The following is a 16,803-nucleotide window of genomic DNA, read 5'->3' as shown; positions in this document are numbered from 1 at the left end:
GCGGCAATAGCGCGGTGGTCCCACCTGACCCCATGCCGAACTCAGAAGTGAAACGCCGTAGCGCCGATGGTAGTGTGGGGTCTCCCCATGCGAGAGTAGGACACTGCCAGGCATCAAATAAAGCCGAAAGCCCTGAACTGACGTTCAGGGCTTTTTGCTATGCGTAAAATGGAAAATCCCCGTTGTAATCCGCTTCAGCTTTCATCGTACTGTTTAATATTCATCACAAAACCAACGCATTGTTTCTCTGAATGTCAGATATTCTTCGTCCGCTATTAAGTTTGGCTGTTAACTTATAAATAACAATAAAGTAACAACCAGGGCGGCAGGAAGCCAAATTTCATCATTGTTATGGCTCGGAGAATACATCATGACAGAAACAACATCGGCTCTTGGGGATGAGCACGGCGTCGAACAGGGGGCGCTGGATAACAAGAAACGCATTTTCGCTATCGTCGGGGCTTCATCAGGCAATCTGGTGGAGTGGTTTGATTTTTACGTTTACTCCTTTTGTTCCATTTACTTTGCCGCCTCGTTCTTCCCGGCGGGCAACAGCACCACGCAGCTGCTGCAAACCGCCGGGGTATTCGCCGCCGGCTTCTTTATGCGGCCGATTGGCGGTTGGCTATTCGGCTATATTGCCGACAAGCATGGTCGAAAAAATTCCATGCTGCTTTCGGTCTGTATGATGTGCGCCGGATCGCTGGTGATCGCCTGCCTGCCGACGTATGAATCGATCGGCAGCTGGGCGCCGGCGTTGCTGCTGATCGCCCGCCTGTTCCAGGGGCTGTCGGTAGGGGGAGAATACGGCACCAGCGCGACCTATATGAGTGAGGTGGCGATCAAGGGGCGACGCGGCTTTTACGCCTCGTTCCAGTACGTGACGCTGATCGGCGGGCAACTGTTGGCGTTGCTGGTCCTGGTGATCCTGCAGCAGATATTGCCCGCCGAAGAGCTGAAAGCCTGGGGATGGCGCATTCCGTTTGCCCTGGGGGCCGTGTTGGCGGTAGTCGCGCTGTACCTGCGTCGTTCGCTGAATGAAACCTCCGATGCGAAGACGCGTAACCACAAAGATGCCGGTTCGCTGACGGGGCTGTGGAAAAATCGCAAGGCGTTCCTGATGGTGCTGGGCTTTACCGCCGCCGGTTCGCTGACCTTCTACACCTTCACCACCTACATGCAGAAATATCTGGTGAATACCGCCGGTATGGACGCCAAGCTGGCCAGCGCCATCATGACCGTCGCGCTGTTCGTCTTTATGCTGCTGCAGCCTGCGGTAGGCGCGTTTTCGGACAAAATCGGCCGTCGCAGCTCGATGTTGATCTTCTCGGCCTTTGCCACGGTGTTGACGGTGCCGATCCTGTTCGCTCTGAAAGAGGTGAGTAATCCTTATATGGCGTTTGGCCTGATCGTGCTGGCGCTGTTCATCATCAGTTTTTACACCGCGATCAGCGGGCTGCTTAAAGCCGAAATGTTCCCGCCGGAGGTACGTGCTTTAGGGGTGGGCTTGTCTTATGCGGTGGCGAACGCCATGTTCGGCGGCTCGGCGGAATATGTCGCGCTGTCGCTTAAATCGTTTGGCGTGGAGAACGCTTTCTTCTGGTATGTCTCCGGCATGTGCCTGCTGGCGCTGCTGGTCTCGCTCCGGTTGCATCGCAAAGGCAAGGAGATACAGCTGTAATAAAAACCCCGGCCTTGGCCGGGGTCAGCATACCGCTTACAGGATACGGCTGATCAGCCGATCGATACGGATACGGCGCAGACGCCGAATCAGCTTACGCACCTTGATCGGATACTGCTGAATGCTTTGCAGTTCCTGATAATGGCCGACTACAGTGGTATGAGTACGGATGCATTCCAGCTCTTTCTGCCGTTGCTCGCGCAGCTCTTGCTTGGGATCGTGGATCAGAATGGCGTTTTCCAGATCCAGCCGCCAGGCGCGCGGGTTGAGGTTATTGCCGGTAATCAGCTGCCACTCTTCGTCTACCCACATGCCTTTCAGGTGATAGCTGTTATCACCATCCTTCCACAAACGCACGATCAGTTGGCCGGTGTCGATGTAACGCTGCAACCGGCTCAGGAAGCGGCGCAGGTTGATCTCATACAGGTAGGGCAGCGCGCCGATGATTTTGAACGGCTGGTCCTCCGGAATATAGAAATCGTTGGCGGTTTTATCGCCGACGATGATTTCCACCTGCTTGCCCTGTCGCAGCAGATAAATGATGTTGCGCACCAGCAGCGCCGGCAGGTTGAAATAGGGAGTGCACAGCGTCAGTTTCTGGTCGGTGCATGACATCAGGTGATGAATGGTTTTATTCAGCACGCTTTGTTTGCCTAGCCCAACCATCGGCGTCACCGCCAGCTCATCGTTGCCGGCTTTGCCGCGGAAGTGGTAACCGGCACGGCGCAGGGCGAAACGGAACAGACGGGTTTCGTTTTTGATCTCCGGGCTTTTCGGCCGATCGCTGCGATCCAGGCGTTGTACGGCGCCGGCGGTGAGCAGATGCTGCTTGATGTAATCGATCAGGGTATCGGCCAGCACGCCGTTGGTGATCAACTGGTAGCGATCGTAACGGTATTTCTCATGCTGATGCAGATAGACGTCGTTGATGCTGGCGCCGCTGTAGATAACGGTATCGTCGACCACAAAACCTTTCAGATGCAATACGCCCAGCGCTTCGCGAGTATTGACCGGTACGCCGTAGATCGGCACCGATTGTTCCGGATGCTGGCTGGCCATGGCGCAGTACCAGTCGGCGTTGGTATTGGCGGCGGCGGCGCCGATGCGCCCGCGCTGTGCGCGGTGCCAGTCGACCAGCACGCAGATTTCCAGCTCGGGCCGCCGCTGTTTGGCTTGATACAGCGCGTTGAGGATCTCACGCCCGGCGTCGTCATGCTCCAGATACAGAGCCACCAGATAGATACGTTGGGTGGCGTTGGCGATGGAATCCAGCAGCGTGGCGCGAAAGTCGGACGGCGCGTACAGAGTACGAACATCAGCAACCGTCTGGGGGAGTTTGGGCAGTTGTGCAAGGTGTTGTTGATGTTTGCTACGTTTAAATTTTGACAACATCACAGTGCGCTTCTTCTCTCATGATTGATGGCCGGAACGCCACAGACTTAAAAACAATAAACCGAATAATCGGGCGATAATACCATTAGTTGCCTCGATTGTGCGTATGTTTTGGCGTTAAGTGGTGGATTCGTAGCGCATTGCGACGCAGGTCACTGCGCGTCGTCGGCCTGCAGCGGCAGCGTCAGATTGACGATGCCGTCCTCAAGCTGCACCTCGATGCCAAAGCCCAACCGCTGCGCCAGCGCGATCATGCCGCGGTTATTCGGCATGGTGATACCGCTCAGGCGGGTCAGGCCATGCGCGCGCGCATAGGCGATCATTTTCTCCAGCAGCTGGCGGCCCAGGCCCAGGCCTTTCAGGTCGGAACGTACCAGCACGGCGAACTCGGCATCGGTGTTGTCCGGATCGGACAGCGCGCGGGTCACGCCGATGATCTCGTCTGCGCGCACCGCCACAAAGGCCATTTCCCGATCGTAGTCGATCTGCGTCATGTTGGCCAAATCGTCATGGGTAAACTCGTTGATCTCGCTGAAGTAGCGGTAATAGAGATCTTCCTTGGTCACCCGGTCGATGAAATGCTTCAGCGCCGGCTCGTCTTCCGGCAGGATAGGGCGGAACAGGCATTGGCTGCCGTCTTTCAGCGCGATGGTCTCTTCCAGCTCATGCGGATAAGGCCGAATCGCCAGCCGCGCCTGCGGATCGCCGCTGAACGGTGCGAGCTGCATCGAAACGTCCAGCAGGGTGAACTCGCTGCCGGAAGCCAGCACCGGGTGAATATCCAGCCGGGCGATCTCAGGGCAGTCAAGGATCAGGTTGGAAACCTGCACCAGCAAGCGGCTCAGCCCGGGGATATCTAAAGGCCGCAGTGCGCTGCGCCCGCGGATCTTGCCGCCTTTCACCGCCTGCAGCACCAGATAACGCGCCAGCGCCATATTCAACGGCGGCAGCGCGACCGCGACCTGATTTTCCTGGCGCCACTCTACGCCGCCTTCTCCCAGCATGATCAACGGGCCGAAAATGGCATCCTGCTCCACGGCGATGCGCAGCTCCTGGGCGCCGGCGCGGTTGGCCATGCTCTGCACCAACAGGCCGTGGATGCGCGCCTGAGGATAGGTACGCTTCACGCGGTCGAGGATCGCCTCCGCCGCGCGTTGCACTTCGGTCGCGGTGCGCAGGTAGAGCATCACGCCCTGAACTTCCGATTTGTGCGGGATATCCGGCGAGCGCAGCTTCAGCGCCACCGGGTAGCCGATCTGCTCGGCGATGTGCACCGCTTCGGCGCTGTCTTCGGCGATCCAGGTCGGCAGGGTGCTCAGATCGTAGGCCTGCAGAATGGATTGCACCTCGTGGGTATCCAACTGGGTGGCGCCTTCGGCCAGCGCCTGATGGATCAGGCGGTGGGCATCGGCGGTATTGGCGGTCAGGCCGACCGGCAGCGCCGGCGTCTCCTTCAGCTGCTTCTGGTTGCGGCGGTATTCCACCATATGCATAAAAGCGGTCACAGCGCCTTCCGGCGTGCGGTAAGTCGGAATGGCGGCTTCGGTAAACAGCCGGCGCGCCTCTTGCGAAGAGTATTCGCCGCACCAGTTGGTCAGCAGCGTGATGCGCTTGCCGCGCGCATGGCGATGCAGCGCGTCGATCAGCCGCTGCGCCGTGGCGGTGCCGGGCGCAGCCGCGCTCGGCGCGTGGATCAGCAGCAGCGCGTCATAGTCGTGGCTGTCGAGCAGCGCTTCGAGAGCCGCCAGATAACGCTGCGGCGTGGCGTCGTCGCGCAGGTCGAGCGGGTTGCCGGCGCGAATGAAGTCCGGCAGCGCGTCGCTCAGCGTCGCCAGGCTCTCCTCGCTCAGCGTCGCCAGCTTGCCGTTGCGGCCGAGCAGTTCGTCCAAGGCCATCGCCGCCGGCGCCGCCCCGTTGCTGACGATCATCAGCCGTTCGCCGCGCAGCGGATGCATATGGCTGAGGGTTTCCACCGCCGAGAACAGCTCATGGGTATCCTGGACGCGCAGCAGGCCGGCGCGCTGGATGGCTGCGTCATAGGCGGCGTCCAGCCCCAGTTGGCTGTTGAGCAGTAATTGCGCCTGTTGGCTGCGGCCGCTTTTGATCACCAGAATGGGCTTGTTGCGCGAGGCGCTGCGCGAGGCGGAGAGAAAGCGCCGCGCGTCGCTGATGTTTTCCAGATACAGCAGGATGGCGCTGGTCTTGCTGTCGCGCGCCAAAAAGTCGAGCAGGTCGTCGACGTCGATATCCAGGCTGTCGCCCAGCGCGATGAAATAGGAGAAGCCGACTTCGCGCTGCTGCGCCCAGTCGAGAATGGTGTTGGCGACGGCGGCGGACTGCGAGATAAACGCCAGCTTGCCCTTTTGGATCGGCACCGGCGAGAAGCTGGCGTTGATGCCTTGCCACGGCGCCAGCAGCCCCAGACTGTTGGGGCCCAGCAGCCGCATGGCGTAACGCTGCGCGCAGGCTTTGAGCTCGGCGAACTGTTCCGGCGGCGAAGAGAGCACGATGGCGGTTTTGCAGCCGCGTTGGCCCAGCGCTTCAATCAGCGCCAGATTACGGCTGGCGTGGGTGCAGATGATCGCCAGATCCGGCGTCAGCGGCAGGCTGGCGACGTCGGGATAGGCCATGACGCCGCATACCGCCTTGTAACGCGGCGTCACCGGCAAGATGGGCCCGCCGAAACCGCCGGCCAGCAGGTTGCTCATCATCAGGTTGCCGGCGCGGCCCGGCTGCTGCGAAGCGCCCAGCACGGCGATCGATTTGGGACGTAGTAGCGCTTCTAACCCTCGCTGGCTCATGCACGGCTCCTTTTGGCAACGTTACGCCTGATTTTAGGCGCTTTATGGCTACATTGCTGTGACCGGTGCCTCCGGTCGGGTCGGTTTTCCCGCCAGATACTGTTGACGGAAATAGCGGAAGTGCTGATTCAATCCGTCGGCGGCCGGCATATCGCCCGCCTGTTGCAGCAGGGCGGCGGCCACTTCCGCCGTGCAGTGTTGCTCGGCGCGGCTGGCTTCGCGCAGCTGGTAGGCCGATGCGGCGTCGACGTTGAGTGAAAACACCGGGAATTGATTGAGATACGGGCTTTTACGGAACATTTTGCGCGCTTCCGCCCAGGTGCCGTCCAGCATGATGAACAGCGGCGGTTTGCCGCCGACGGGCAGTTCGCTGAACACCGGCCGCTCGGCGTCGGCGTAGGACGCGGGGAACACCACGTAAGGCTGCCGTGTCGGATCGTTGATGGCCGCCAGCAGGGCGGGATCGACCTCGGTACGCGACCAGAGGAACGCCTGGGTGTCCGGCAGGATATCGGCGATCAGGCGCCCGGTGTTGCTGGGCTTGAGCGGCTCGGCGCCGAACATGATCAGGCAGAAACGGCTGCCGGCCTGCTGCGGGCGAATGGTGTCGCACAGGCAGTTCTTATGCGGCAGCAGGCACCCCTGACAACGCGCCACTCGGCAACCGCGCGCCAGAAAGGGGCGGGTGGCGCGGTCTAAACGGAATTGGCGCAGGCGAAGTACGGCGTTGTCGGTCATAACGATCCTGGGGAAAAACCGCTATTGTAACGCAGAAAAAAGCCCGCCGGGAGGGGCGGGCTCGATCGGGGCGCGTTCGCGCGCGATGGCGGGATACGGCCTATACTTGCCGAATCACACTAACTCGTTGAGCCAGTTGTCAAACGGCGCCTTCGGCATCGCGCCGTTGAGCATGTCGACCATCTTGCCCTGACGGAACACCATAATGGTCGGGATGCTGCGGATGCGGAAACGGGCGCTCAGTTCCGGCTCGGCTTCGGTGTTCACTTTCACGAAGCGCACTTTGCCGGCGCGCTCTTCGGCCACGTCTTCAAAGATCGGCGCAAAGCTGCGGCACGGGCCGCACCACGGCGCCCAAAAATCGACCACGACCGGCAGATCGTCCTGCAGCAACTGGTCCAGCGTGACGGCGGTGGCGTTGATCACTTCACCGTCGAAGAGCTCATGGCCGCAGCGGCCGCATTTCGCGTTGTCCGCCAGACGTTCTTCCGGCACACGGTTGGTGGCATTGCAAGCTGCACAAACTGTATTCATGTTGACCTCGGGTACTGAGAAAGCCGGGTCCCCGCAACGCGGTTGCGGAGATGTTTCTTTAATGCTGACGATTATCGGCAAAACCCGGCGCATGAACAATGAGGTTTGTTCAATGGATGTGATAGTTGGGAGCTTTTAGCGCAAGTTGGTGGCTTCATGCACCAACATCAGGTAATCTTCGCGCCCTGCGCGTTGGTGGAGAAGACAATGAACGATTCATTTAGTGGCAAAAACGGTAAGGTCAAAGTGATGTACGTCCGCAGCGACGACGACAACGGCGACGACCGCAACAAGAATAAACGTCCGGCCGGCAAAGGCCGTCCGGCTGACGGTGCGCGCTCGGGCCGCACCGGTCAAGACAAGGCGCGCGGCGGCAATGACCGTCGCGGAGCCGATTCCCGCCGCAGTGAAAGCGATCGTCCTCGCCGTCCGGCGCGCTCTGAAGATCGCGGCGGCAACGAGTCGCCGTGGAGAACCGTGTCGCGCGCGCCGAGTGAAGAGCCGGCGTTCGATCACGGCGGCATCAGCGGCAAAAGCTTTATCGATCCGGAACAGCTGCGCCGCCAGCGCGCGGAAGAAACCCGCGTTTACGGTGAAAACGCCTGTCAGGCGCTGTTCGCCAGCCGCCCGGAAGCGATCGTGCGCGCCTGGTTCGTGCAGTCGGTCACGCCGCGCTTCCGTGAAGCGCTGCGCTGGATGGCGGCTAACCGCAAAGCCTACCACGTGGTGGATGAGGAAGAGCTGGCCAAGGCTTCCGGCACCGAGCACCACGGCGGCGTCTGTTTCCTGATCAAAAAGCGTCAGGGCCTGGATGCGCAGACCTACCTGAAAACTGCGCCGGCGACCGACTGCGTATTGGCGCTGGAAGAAGTCGGCAACCCGCATAACCTGGGCGCCATCGTCCGTTCGTGCGCCCACTTCGGCGTCAACGGCGTGCTGCTGCAGGATCCGGCGTTGCTGGAATCCGGCGCGGCGGTGCGTACCGCAGAAGGCGGCGCGGAGCACATCAAGGCGATCAACGCCGATGATTTCCTGTCGGTGCTGGATACCTTCCGCAAGGCGGGTTACACCATCGTCACCACCTCGAGCCACAAAGGCACCGCGCTGGCGCAGGCCAAGCTGCCGGCCAAGATGGTGCTGGTGCTGGGCCAGGAGCGCGACGGCCTCAGCGACAGCGCCTGGCAGCAGGGGGATATGAACGTGTCTATCGGCGGCACCGGCAAGGTAGAAAGCCTGAACGTTTCCGTGGCGACCGGCATTCTGCTGGCGGACTGGTGGCGTCAGAATCAGGCGTGATTTTCACGTCGAATAAAAAAACGGGCGCCTCAGGGCGCCCGTTTCGTTTGAAGCTTAGTGAGCGCCACCGCCCCCGCCGCCGCCGGAGCTGAATGGCGGTTTCGCTACCCACACCAGCGCCAGCAGCACCAGGAATACCCCGGCCGACAGCCAGAAAATCTCGTTGGCGGAGATGATCAGCCCCTGTGCCGTGATCTCGTTGGCGATGTAGGCCGACGCCTGCTGCTTGCTCATGCCGAGCTGCTCGAGCTGCCGGTACATCTCCTGCGACTGCGGATTGTACGGGTTGACGAACTCCGTCAGCTGCGCGTGATGCTGCGATTCGCGCTGCGTCCACAGGGTGGTGGTGATCGAGGTGCCGATCGACCCCGCCAGGGTTCGCGTAAAGTTCGACAGGCTCGATGCCGCCGCCATGCGTTCCGGCGGCAGGCCGGACAGCGTGATGGTGGTCAACGGCATGAAGAAGCAGGCGATGGCGAAGCCCTGAACGAACTGCGGCCAGGCCGAAGCGCCGAAGTCCATGCCCGGTTCAAACGTATAGGCGCGCCAATAGAAGCACACGGCATACATGATGAAGCTGAAAGTCACCAGCTTGCGCATGTCGAGCCGGTTGCCGAACTTACCGATGATCGGCGACAGCAGCACCGGGATCAGCCCGACCGGCGCCGACGCCAGCCCCGCCCAGGTGGCGGTATAGCCGTACACCTCTTGCAGCAGCTGCGGCAGCAGAACGATGGCGCCGAAATACAGCATGTACGCCAGGCTGATGCACAGACAGCCGATGGTAAAGTTGCGCGACTTGAACAGCGACAAATCCACCACCGGATGATCGTCCGTCAGTTCCCAGACCACCAGGAACAGCAGCGCCACGACCGCCACGACGGTCAGGGTGATGATCTCGGTCGAGTTGAACCAGTCCAGCTCCTTGCCCTGATCGAGCATCACCTGCAGCGAACCGATGCCGACGATCAGCAGCACCAGGCCAACCGTATCGATCGGCTTGATCTCGGTTTTGGTTTCTCGCCCCTTCAGCGTCGCCATCGCCGCCAGGATAACGAAGGCGCCGATCGGGATGTTGATGAAGAAGATCCAACCCCAGTGGTAGTTGTCGCTGATGTAACCGCCGAGAATTGGCCCGAAGATCGGCGCAACGATCACGGTCATCGACCAGAGCGCCAGGGCCATCGCTCGCTTGGCGGGCGGGTAGTTGTTCAGCAACAGGCTCTGCGACAGCGGGATCAGCGGCCCGGCCACCACGCCCTGGATCACGCGGAAGAAGATCAGCATGCCGAGGCTGTTGGAGATGCCGCACAGCCAGGAGGCGAGAACGAACAGCGCGGTGGACCAGAGGAACAGCCGCACTTCGCCGATGCGCTTCGCCAGCCAGCCGGTGATCGGGATCGAGATGGCGTTCGCCACGCCGAACGAGGTGATCACCCAGGTGCCCTGCGAGTTGGAAGACCCGAGGTTACCGGCAATGGTGGGGATCGCCACGTTGGCGATGGTGGAGTCCAGCACCTGCATGAAGGTCGCCATGGCGAGCGCGACCGTCATCCAGGCAAGCTGGGCGCCTTCAAGCGGTTTCTGTGGCAAGATGGCCTCCCGCGCGCTTAGCCGGCGTTCGCATGGATCACGTCGGCGATCAGCTGGTTAACCGGCGCCAGATTCAACGCCAGCGCGTCGCTCTGATACAGCGGTTTGTCGCGCACCACGTCAGACAGCACGCGGCCGTCCAGGTTGGCGGTGTCGACGGTGACCAGCGTCGAAAGACCGATGCGCAGCGGATGATCGGCCACCTGCTTGGCGTCGAGCTCAATACGCACCGGCAGACGTTGCACCACCTTGATCCAGTTGCCGGTGGCGTTCTGGGCCGGCAGCAGCGAGAAGGCGCTGCCGGTGCCCATGTCGATACCGACCACTTTGCCTTGATACACCACGTCGTCGCCGTAGACGTCGCTGACCACCGTCGCCGGCTGGCCGATGCGCATATTGGCGATCTGCGTTTCCTTGAAGTTGGCGTCAACCCAGATGTGATCGGCCGGCACCACCGCCATCAGCGGCGAACCGGCGGCGATCTGCGCGCCGACCTGCACGCTGCGGCGCGAGACATAGCCGGTAATCGGGCTGATCACTTTGGTACGCTGCAGCGCCAGCCAGGCGTCGCGCATCTGCGCGGCGGCTTGCTGGATCGCCGGCTGCTGTTCCAGCGGGGTGTTCAGCACCATCGCCTGGTTGGCGTTGTATTGCTGCACCGCCACTTCCAGCGCGGCTTTGGCGCTGTCGACCGCATCGCGAGCGTGTTGCAGCTCTTCGCGGCCGATGGCGTCAACGCTGCCCAGCACCACGCGACGTTTCAGATCGTTCTCGGCCTTGCTCAGATCGGTCTTGCGCAAGGCGATGTTGGCCTGATACTGCTTGCTGTTGATGATCAGCTGGTGGGTCTGACGCACGCTGTTGGCCAGGCCGGTTTTGGCGCGTTCAAACGCCTGCTCGGCATCGGTCGGATCGAGCGTCAGCAGCACGTCGCCCTGCTTGACGTAGTCGGTGTTGTCGAAGTTGACGCTGTTCACGCTGCCGGACACCTGGGCCATGATCTGCACCTGGTTGCCAGAGACGTAGGCGTCGTCGGTTTCCTGGTGATGACGCAGCACCAGGAACCAATACACTAAATAAGCCACCCCTATAACAATGAAAATAACCGTCAGCAACAGCAGCCAAAATTTGCGCTGCTTCTTTTTGCCGCTCGGCTGCTGCGGGTTTTGGGTTTCCGCGCTTGCGCTCATGGTGTTCTCCAAGCCTTATATTATTATGCTTTCGAATCCGCTGCGGCCGGGGCCTGATAGCCACCGCCCAACGCGCGGATCAGTCCTATCTTCGCCTGCAGTAAATTGCTGCTGGCATTCAACTCCGCCTGTTGCTGCTGCAATAGCTGCGTCTGGCTGGTCAACAGATCGTCGCGCCCGATAATCCCTGCCTGGTAACGGGCGTTGGCGACCTGATACACCTGTTGCATCGACTGGGCCGCGGACGCCGCCTGCAGCTGCTGTTGTGCAGAGCTCTGCTGGATGGTGATGGCGTCGGCGGTTTCCTGTACCGCATTCAGGATGGTTTGGTTGTAGGATTCCACCGCTTCGTCATACAGCGCGGATTCCTCACCCAGCTTGCTGCGCAGGGCGCCGGCGTGGAAGATCGGCAGCGAGATCGCCGGCATCACGTTCCAGGCCTGGCTGGCCGCTTCAAACAGATTCGGGCTGGTGCCACTGGTATTGGTGGTCATCAGGCCGGCGAAGGCTGAAATGGTCAGGCTGGGGTAAAACTCTTTACGCGCGGCGCTGACGCGCTGGCTGTAAGACTCCACCAGCTGGCGTTGCGCGGCGATGTCCGGGCGTTTGCCCAGCAGATCCGCCGTCAGTTCGCCCTGCGGCGCCATCAGGTTGTCTGCAGGCAGCGGCACCTGACGCAGGTGCTGCATGGCGTTCGGCCCCTGGCCCGCCAGCGCGGCGAGCTGGTGTCTGAGCTGTTCGATTTGCGACTGCAGCTGCAGAATCTGCTGTTTGGCGACGTCGGACTGCGCCTGGGTTTGTTGCGGCACGTCGACGCCGGTCAGGCCGGCCTGATAGCGCTGTTGGCGCAGCGCGGTCAGGCGCTCGTTGTTGTTCACTTCCTGCTGCAGCAGCTTCTCGAGCGCGAGATTGCTCTGCAGCTGGTAGTAGGCGGATGCCACCGAGCTGGTCAGCGTCAGCGCCGCCTGTTCCTGCTCGGCGCGCGCTGCGTTCACTTGCGCCTTGGCGGCGTTCACCTGGTTGCGGTATTTGCCCCACCAGTCGAACTCGTACGCCAGGTTCAACCCCAGCGAGTTGGAGCTTGAATAGATCGGCTTATGCGGATACCCCAGCCCCATATTCACGTTTTGCGGCACGCGTTGACGCTGGGTGCTGGCGTTCAAATCCAGGTTCGGCCCGTTGGCGGCGTTGGCTTCGCCTACCACGCTCTGCGCTTCGCGCACGCGGGCGGCGGCCTGACGCAGGGTCGGCGAATTTTGCAGCGTCTGCGTCATCAAGGCGTCCAACTGCGGATCCTTGAGGGCGCGCCACCACTGCGGGCTGACGGCCAGCGAACTGACTTTCGGCTGAGCCAACTGCAGGCTCTGCGGATCCATCAGCGTGGATTGCGGGGCAATATTATCGGTAGAAGCACACCCGGCCAGCAGCAACACGGCGAACAGCGGGGTGAATCTCCAGTGAAATGGGGATCGCATAAGTAGGTACCTGAACAGAAATTGTGAATTAGGGTAACTGTTCTGTGATTTCCATTTGATCCAGACGTGCCAGCAATTTGCGCGTCAGCTGTTCCAGCTGTTTTTGCTCATCGTCGGTCAGCGTGGACCACAGGAAATGCAGACATTGGTGCTGCGGCGGCAGCAGTTGACTGAGAAATTCTTCCCCCTGCGGCGTCAGATGCAGATGCAGGCAGCGGCGATCGTTGTCGCTTTCCCGGCGCTCGATCCAGCCGCGCTTCTCCAGCTCGTCGGCGATGCGGGTCGCATTGGTGCGCGAGGAGCCCAGGGCAGAGCTTAGCTCAGAAGGTTGGATGCTGTGGCTTTCCTGCGCATCCAGGGTAATCAGCGCCATAAACAGTGTTTCGTTAATCCCCTGCGCTTTCAGCATCTTATTGCGATTTTCCAGCAGCTTGCCTTGCATGTGCATGCACAGACGGGTCAGCAGGATTTCCTGATAAGGGAAATCTTTCTGCCGCGTGGCGCGGAAATTCAGCATTTGTTCTATGGGGGCAAACGAGCTTTCCATAATTTAGGGCCTCATTAATTTCGTTCGAGATAGTAACGACGGTGACAAATAATGTAAATGTTCAGCCGTGCGGATAATTTAGCAATTCGTGTCATTTGTCAGTGTTTGTAAAGATGTGACGCCTGAAAACGCCAGTGCGAAGCCAAACGGTCGGAGGCAACGTCAGCCAGGGCCGAAAAACATTAACAATTTTAATGTGGCGCCAAAAGCCGTCGCGCCGAGCAGCGTCGACAGAATGATGCTTTTGCTGCGGTAGAAGCACAGCGCCAGCGCGGCGAACCCCGCTAACGTCGGCAGCAGCTTGTCCGGTTCGCGCATCACCACCGGCGTGCTGGAGACCACCAACAGGGCGCAGATCGAGGCGATGCCGATGCTGTCGAGCAACAGGGCGGCTTTACCGCGTTTGAGGCCGGGCTGGGCGCGCGTCGGCGCCAGCCGCAGCGGCAGATAACGGAACAGGTAATTGGCGCAGCCCACCACCAGGCCGATCACCAGCACATCAGTGTTCATGGCTGGCCTCCGCGTGCGGGGGTTGGAACAGGGCGGCGACGCAGCCGGTGCCGATGCCGGCCAAAATGGCGACCGGAATGGAGAACAGCACCACGCCGAGCAGCGCGCCGGCCAATGCGGCGGCAATGGTCAGGCTCTGCGGGCGCCGGAAGGCGGCCAGCAGGAAACTGAGAAACAGCGCCGGCAGCATGAAGGCCAGCGAGGCTTCGATCACCGGGAACTGCTCCAGCGGGCCGTTGCCGAACAGCGCGCCGAGCGCGGTGCCTGCCACCCAGGAGAGCCAGGAACAGAGCGCGATGCCCAGCATCCAGTTTTCGCTCCAGCTGCGGTTATTGCGCATCAGCCTGGCGGTGGCGGCGGCGAAGACCTCATCGGTCAGGCCAAAGGCCCACAGCGCCGTTTTGCCGGGCGACAGGCGCGAGACGATGCGGTGACGCAGCGCCGGGCCATACAACAGGTGGCGCACGTCCATCGCCATTACCGTCAGCGCGGAGACCCACAGCGACATGCCGGCGCTCAGCAGGGCGGTGATCACGAACTGGCTGGCGCCGGCGTAGATGATGCAAGAGAAGAAAATGCTTTCCAGCGGGGAAAAGCCCAGTTTGACGGCGCTGAGGCCGAAGGCGAACGCCACCGGCACGTACCCGATGACGATCGGCAAACTGTCGACGACGCCGTTGGCGAAGGTGGCGCTGACGGCGGGCGGAGTGAGGCTGTCTGCAGCTTGGCTTTGCATGGTTGTGGGTCGCAGGGTAGATAGGTCGTCAATAGTTTATGCCCAGAACATTACCAGAGAGTAAGTAATGTTTATACCCTGCACCGCTAATAAATTTCTTAAGTGACTATTTGCACGATAATCAGATTGTCGCCGGCCCCTGCGGATCGTGGTGCTTGCCGAGCCACCAGGTCAGCAGGTTGAGCAGGCATAACACCCCGCCGACGGCGGCTACGCCGTACCAGCCGGCATGCTGATAGGCCGAGGCTGAGAGCAGCGAACCGAGAGCGCCGCCGATAAAGTAGCTGGTCATGTAGCCGGCGGTCAGGCGGTTGCGCGCCTCCGGCATGATGCGATACATCACGCTCTGGTTGGTGACGTGTACCGCCTGCACCGCCAGATCGAGGATCAGGATGCCGGCGATCAGCGCCCACAGCGATTGTTTAGCCAGCGCGATAGGTATCCAGGACAGCAGCAGCAATACCAGGCCGACGGTGGTGGTCAACCCGGCCTTGCCTTTGTCCGCCAGATGCCCGGCGCGCGAAGCGGCCAGCGCTCCGGCGGCGCCCACCAGACCGAACAGTCCGATCACCCCTTCGGAATAGTTGAACGGCGGCGCGGCGAGCAGAAAGGCCATTGAGGTCCAGAGTACGCTGAAGTTGGCGAACGACAGGGCGCCGAGAATGGCGCGGGTGCGCAGCAGCGGCGTGCGGCAGAACAGGCTGAAGATCGAGGCCAGCAGCTGCGGGTAGTTCAGCCCGGAGTGTTGCTTATAGCGCGGCAGCGCGCGCCACAGGATCAGCGCCATCAGGATCATCAGCACGCTGGCGACCCAGTAGATGGTGCGCCAGCCGCCGAACGACGCCAAGGCGCCCGCGACGGTGCGCGCCAGCAGGATGCCGAGCAGCAGGCCGCTCATGATGATGCCGACGGTCTTGCCACGCTTTTCCGGATGGGCCAGCGTGGCGGCCAGCGGCACCAAAATCTGCGCCACCACCGAGAACAGCCCGGTGAGCGCGGTGCCGAGGATCATCATCGGCAGCGTGGCGGAAGTGGCGGTGATCAGCATGCCGCCGGCGGCCAGCAGCGTCATGAACACGATCAGCCCGCGGCGCTCGAACATATCGCCGAGCGGTACCAGCAGCAGCAGGCCGGTGGCGTAACCGAGCTGCGCAGCGGTGACGATAAAGCCGGCCTGATTGACCGACAGGTTGAAACCGGTGGCGATGGTTTCCAGCAGCGGTTGCGCGTAATAGTTGCTGGCGACCGCCAGGCCGGTAGCGATGGCGATCAGCACGGTCAGCGCCGGGCTGAGGCCCGGATGGGCGTTTTGTTGGCTCATGGTTTTTTCATCACGGAAAGAAGATGGCGCGCAGTATCCGGCAACGCGCGTCCGGAAACCAATGTATAATTTTCATTTGATTTATCTCATTTCAAGATAGATGCCATGAACCTGAAACAGATCCGCTATGCGCTGGCGGTGGCGGAAGAACAGAGTTTCACCCGGGCGGCGCAGCGCTGCCATACGGTGCAGTCGGCGCTCAGCCACCAGATCGCCAAACTGGAAGAAGAGCTGGGCTGTCCGTTGTTTGAACGTACTTCGCGCCGGGTGCGCTTGACCCCCGCCGGCCAGGCTTTCATACCCTCGGCGCAGCGACTGTTGGCGGCACAGCAGGCGCTGGTGGAGGAGGTGACCGCCGCCGGCGATGCGGTGTCCGGCACCCTGACCATCGGCACGATTTCAACCATAAACGCGATTGATCTGACCGAAAAACTCGACAAGTTTCATCGCCACTATCCGGCGGTGAATATCCGCCTGTACGTTGGCATGAGCGAAGCCCTGCTGGAGGATGTGCGTCAGCAGAAGTGCGATATGGCGTTCGTCGGCATCTGGCCCGGCGATGTCGATCTGCTGCCGATGTCGCACCGGCAGTTGACCGATGAGCCACTGGTGGCGCTGGTGGCGCCGCAGCACCCGCTGGCCAACCGTGAGCGGGTGAACCTGCAGGCGCTGGCGGAAATGCCGCTGGTGGATTTCTACAGCGGCACCGGCGCGCGGCGCCAAACCGATCGCGCCTTCCTGGCGGCGGGCATCCGCCGGCACGTCAGTTTTGAGATTGATCATATCGAATGGCTGGAGAATTTGGTGCGGCGCGGGTTGGCGGCGGGCATCGTACCGATCTCGACCGCGCAACGCTTAAGCGCGCTGGTGTCGATTCCGATTGAAGACGGGCCGCGGCGCCAGGTGTATTGCATCTGGCCACAGCCCTTGTCGAACGCCGCCGCCCGTTTTTTACAGTTCAGCGGTATCGATCTGGCGGGGTAGGGGCG

General features: G+C 61.3%; 14 protein-coding genes and 1 rRNA gene. 4 read left to right on the top strand and 11 right to left on the bottom strand.

The genetic code is table 11. The features are described from left to right. Positions 1-112: ribosomal RNA gene (rrf, locus tag ACJ8PE_RS14145) — 5S ribosomal RNA — on the top strand; the annotation flags it as partial. Positions 113-370: 258 nt separating this feature from the next. Then, positions 371-1,681: an MFS family transporter gene (locus tag ACJ8PE_RS14140; RefSeq protein WP_033644171.1), complete on the top strand. Its 1,311-nt coding sequence runs from the start codon at positions 371-373 to the stop codon at positions 1,679-1,681. Between the two features lie 36 nt (positions 1,682-1,717). Here the strand turns inward: ACJ8PE_RS14140 and pssA are convergent, their stop codons facing one another. From pssA to trxC, 4 genes are all read right to left on the bottom strand, one after another. After that, positions 1,718-3,073 (bottom strand): CDP-diacylglycerol--serine O-phosphatidyltransferase, encoded by a 1,356-nt coding sequence (gene pssA, locus ACJ8PE_RS14135; protein ID WP_033644170.1) that lies wholly within the window; start codon positions 3,071-3,073, stop codon positions 1,718-1,720. 152 nt (positions 3,074-3,225) lie between these two features. After that, positions 3,226-5,874, bottom strand: a complete 2,649-nt coding sequence (locus tag ACJ8PE_RS14130; RefSeq protein ID WP_122016696.1) for a bifunctional acetate--CoA ligase family protein/GNAT family N-acetyltransferase — start codon at positions 5,872-5,874, stop codon at positions 3,226-3,228. 48 nt (positions 5,875-5,922) lie between these two features. Next, a complete protein-coding gene (locus ACJ8PE_RS14125; RefSeq protein ID WP_047573925.1) occupies positions 5,923-6,612 on the bottom strand; it encodes a tRNA-uridine aminocarboxypropyltransferase in 690 nt (229 codons plus the stop codon). Between the two features lie 114 nt (positions 6,613-6,726). Continuing rightward, positions 6,727-7,146: a thioredoxin TrxC gene (gene trxC / locus ACJ8PE_RS14120; protein WP_442536767.1), complete on the bottom strand. Its 420-nt coding sequence runs from the start codon at positions 7,144-7,146 to the stop codon at positions 6,727-6,729. Between the two features lie 207 nt (positions 7,147-7,353). On the opposite strand from trxC, the gene ACJ8PE_RS14115 reads away from it, so the two are divergent. Continuing rightward, on the top strand, positions 7,354-8,442 hold the full coding sequence (locus ACJ8PE_RS14115) for a tRNA/rRNA methyltransferase (protein WP_033644167.1): 1,089 nt from the start codon (positions 7,354-7,356) through the stop codon (positions 8,440-8,442). Between the two features lie 54 nt (positions 8,443-8,496). Here ACJ8PE_RS14115 and emrB read toward each other — a convergent pair whose 3' ends face one another. From emrB to ACJ8PE_RS14080, 7 genes are all read right to left on the bottom strand, one after another. Further along, positions 8,497-10,035 carry a multidrug efflux MFS transporter permease subunit EmrB gene (emrB, locus tag ACJ8PE_RS14110; protein WP_033644166.1) on the bottom strand — a complete coding sequence of 513 codons (1,539 nt, stop codon included), beginning with the start codon at positions 10,033-10,035 and terminating at the stop codon, positions 8,497-8,499. A gap of 17 nt (positions 10,036-10,052) precedes the next feature. Continuing rightward, the gene (gene emrA / locus ACJ8PE_RS14105; RefSeq protein ID WP_016929855.1) at positions 10,053-11,225 is read right to left on the bottom strand and encodes a multidrug efflux MFS transporter periplasmic adaptor subunit EmrA; all 1,173 of its coding nucleotides are present in this window, start codon (positions 11,223-11,225) and stop codon (positions 10,053-10,055) included. 23 nt (positions 11,226-11,248) lie between these two features. Further along, entirely contained in the window at positions 11,249-12,700 is a 1,452-nt protein-coding gene (locus tag ACJ8PE_RS14100) for an efflux transporter outer membrane subunit (protein WP_197793477.1), read from the bottom strand. 28 nt (positions 12,701-12,728) lie between these two features. Next, entirely contained in the window at positions 12,729-13,247 is a 519-nt protein-coding gene (gene mprA / locus ACJ8PE_RS14095) for a transcriptional repressor MprA (RefSeq protein WP_004928879.1), read from the bottom strand. A gap of 162 nt (positions 13,248-13,409) precedes the next feature. Next, positions 13,410-13,757, bottom strand: a complete 348-nt coding sequence (gene ygaH / locus ACJ8PE_RS14090) for an L-valine transporter subunit YgaH (RefSeq protein ID WP_197760276.1) — start codon at positions 13,755-13,757, stop codon at positions 13,410-13,412. Beyond that, positions 13,747-14,493 (bottom strand): AzlC family ABC transporter permease, encoded by a 747-nt coding sequence (locus ACJ8PE_RS14085; protein ID WP_197793476.1) that lies wholly within the window; start codon positions 14,491-14,493, stop codon positions 13,747-13,749. The genes ygaH and ACJ8PE_RS14085 overlap by 11 nt, the downstream gene beginning before the upstream one ends. A 121-nt stretch (positions 14,494-14,614) precedes the next feature. Beyond that, entirely contained in the window at positions 14,615-15,814 is a 1,200-nt protein-coding gene (locus ACJ8PE_RS14080) for an MFS transporter (protein ID WP_197760274.1), read from the bottom strand. 105 nt (positions 15,815-15,919) lie between these two features. Here ACJ8PE_RS14080 and ACJ8PE_RS14075 point away from each other — a divergent pair, with 105 nt between their 5' ends. Beyond that, positions 15,920-16,798, top strand: a complete 879-nt coding sequence (locus tag ACJ8PE_RS14075) for a LysR family transcriptional regulator (RefSeq protein ID WP_197793475.1) — start codon at positions 15,920-15,922, stop codon at positions 16,796-16,798. Positions 16,799-16,803 lie beyond the last annotated feature (5 nt).

Origin of the sequence: Serratia sp. CY74737, assembly GCF_052166775.1 — a bacterium.
GTDB classification, from domain to species: domain Bacteria; phylum Pseudomonadota; class Gammaproteobacteria; order Enterobacterales; family Enterobacteriaceae; genus Serratia; species Serratia ureilytica.
This window is presented reverse-complemented; position numbering and strand designations above follow the sequence as displayed.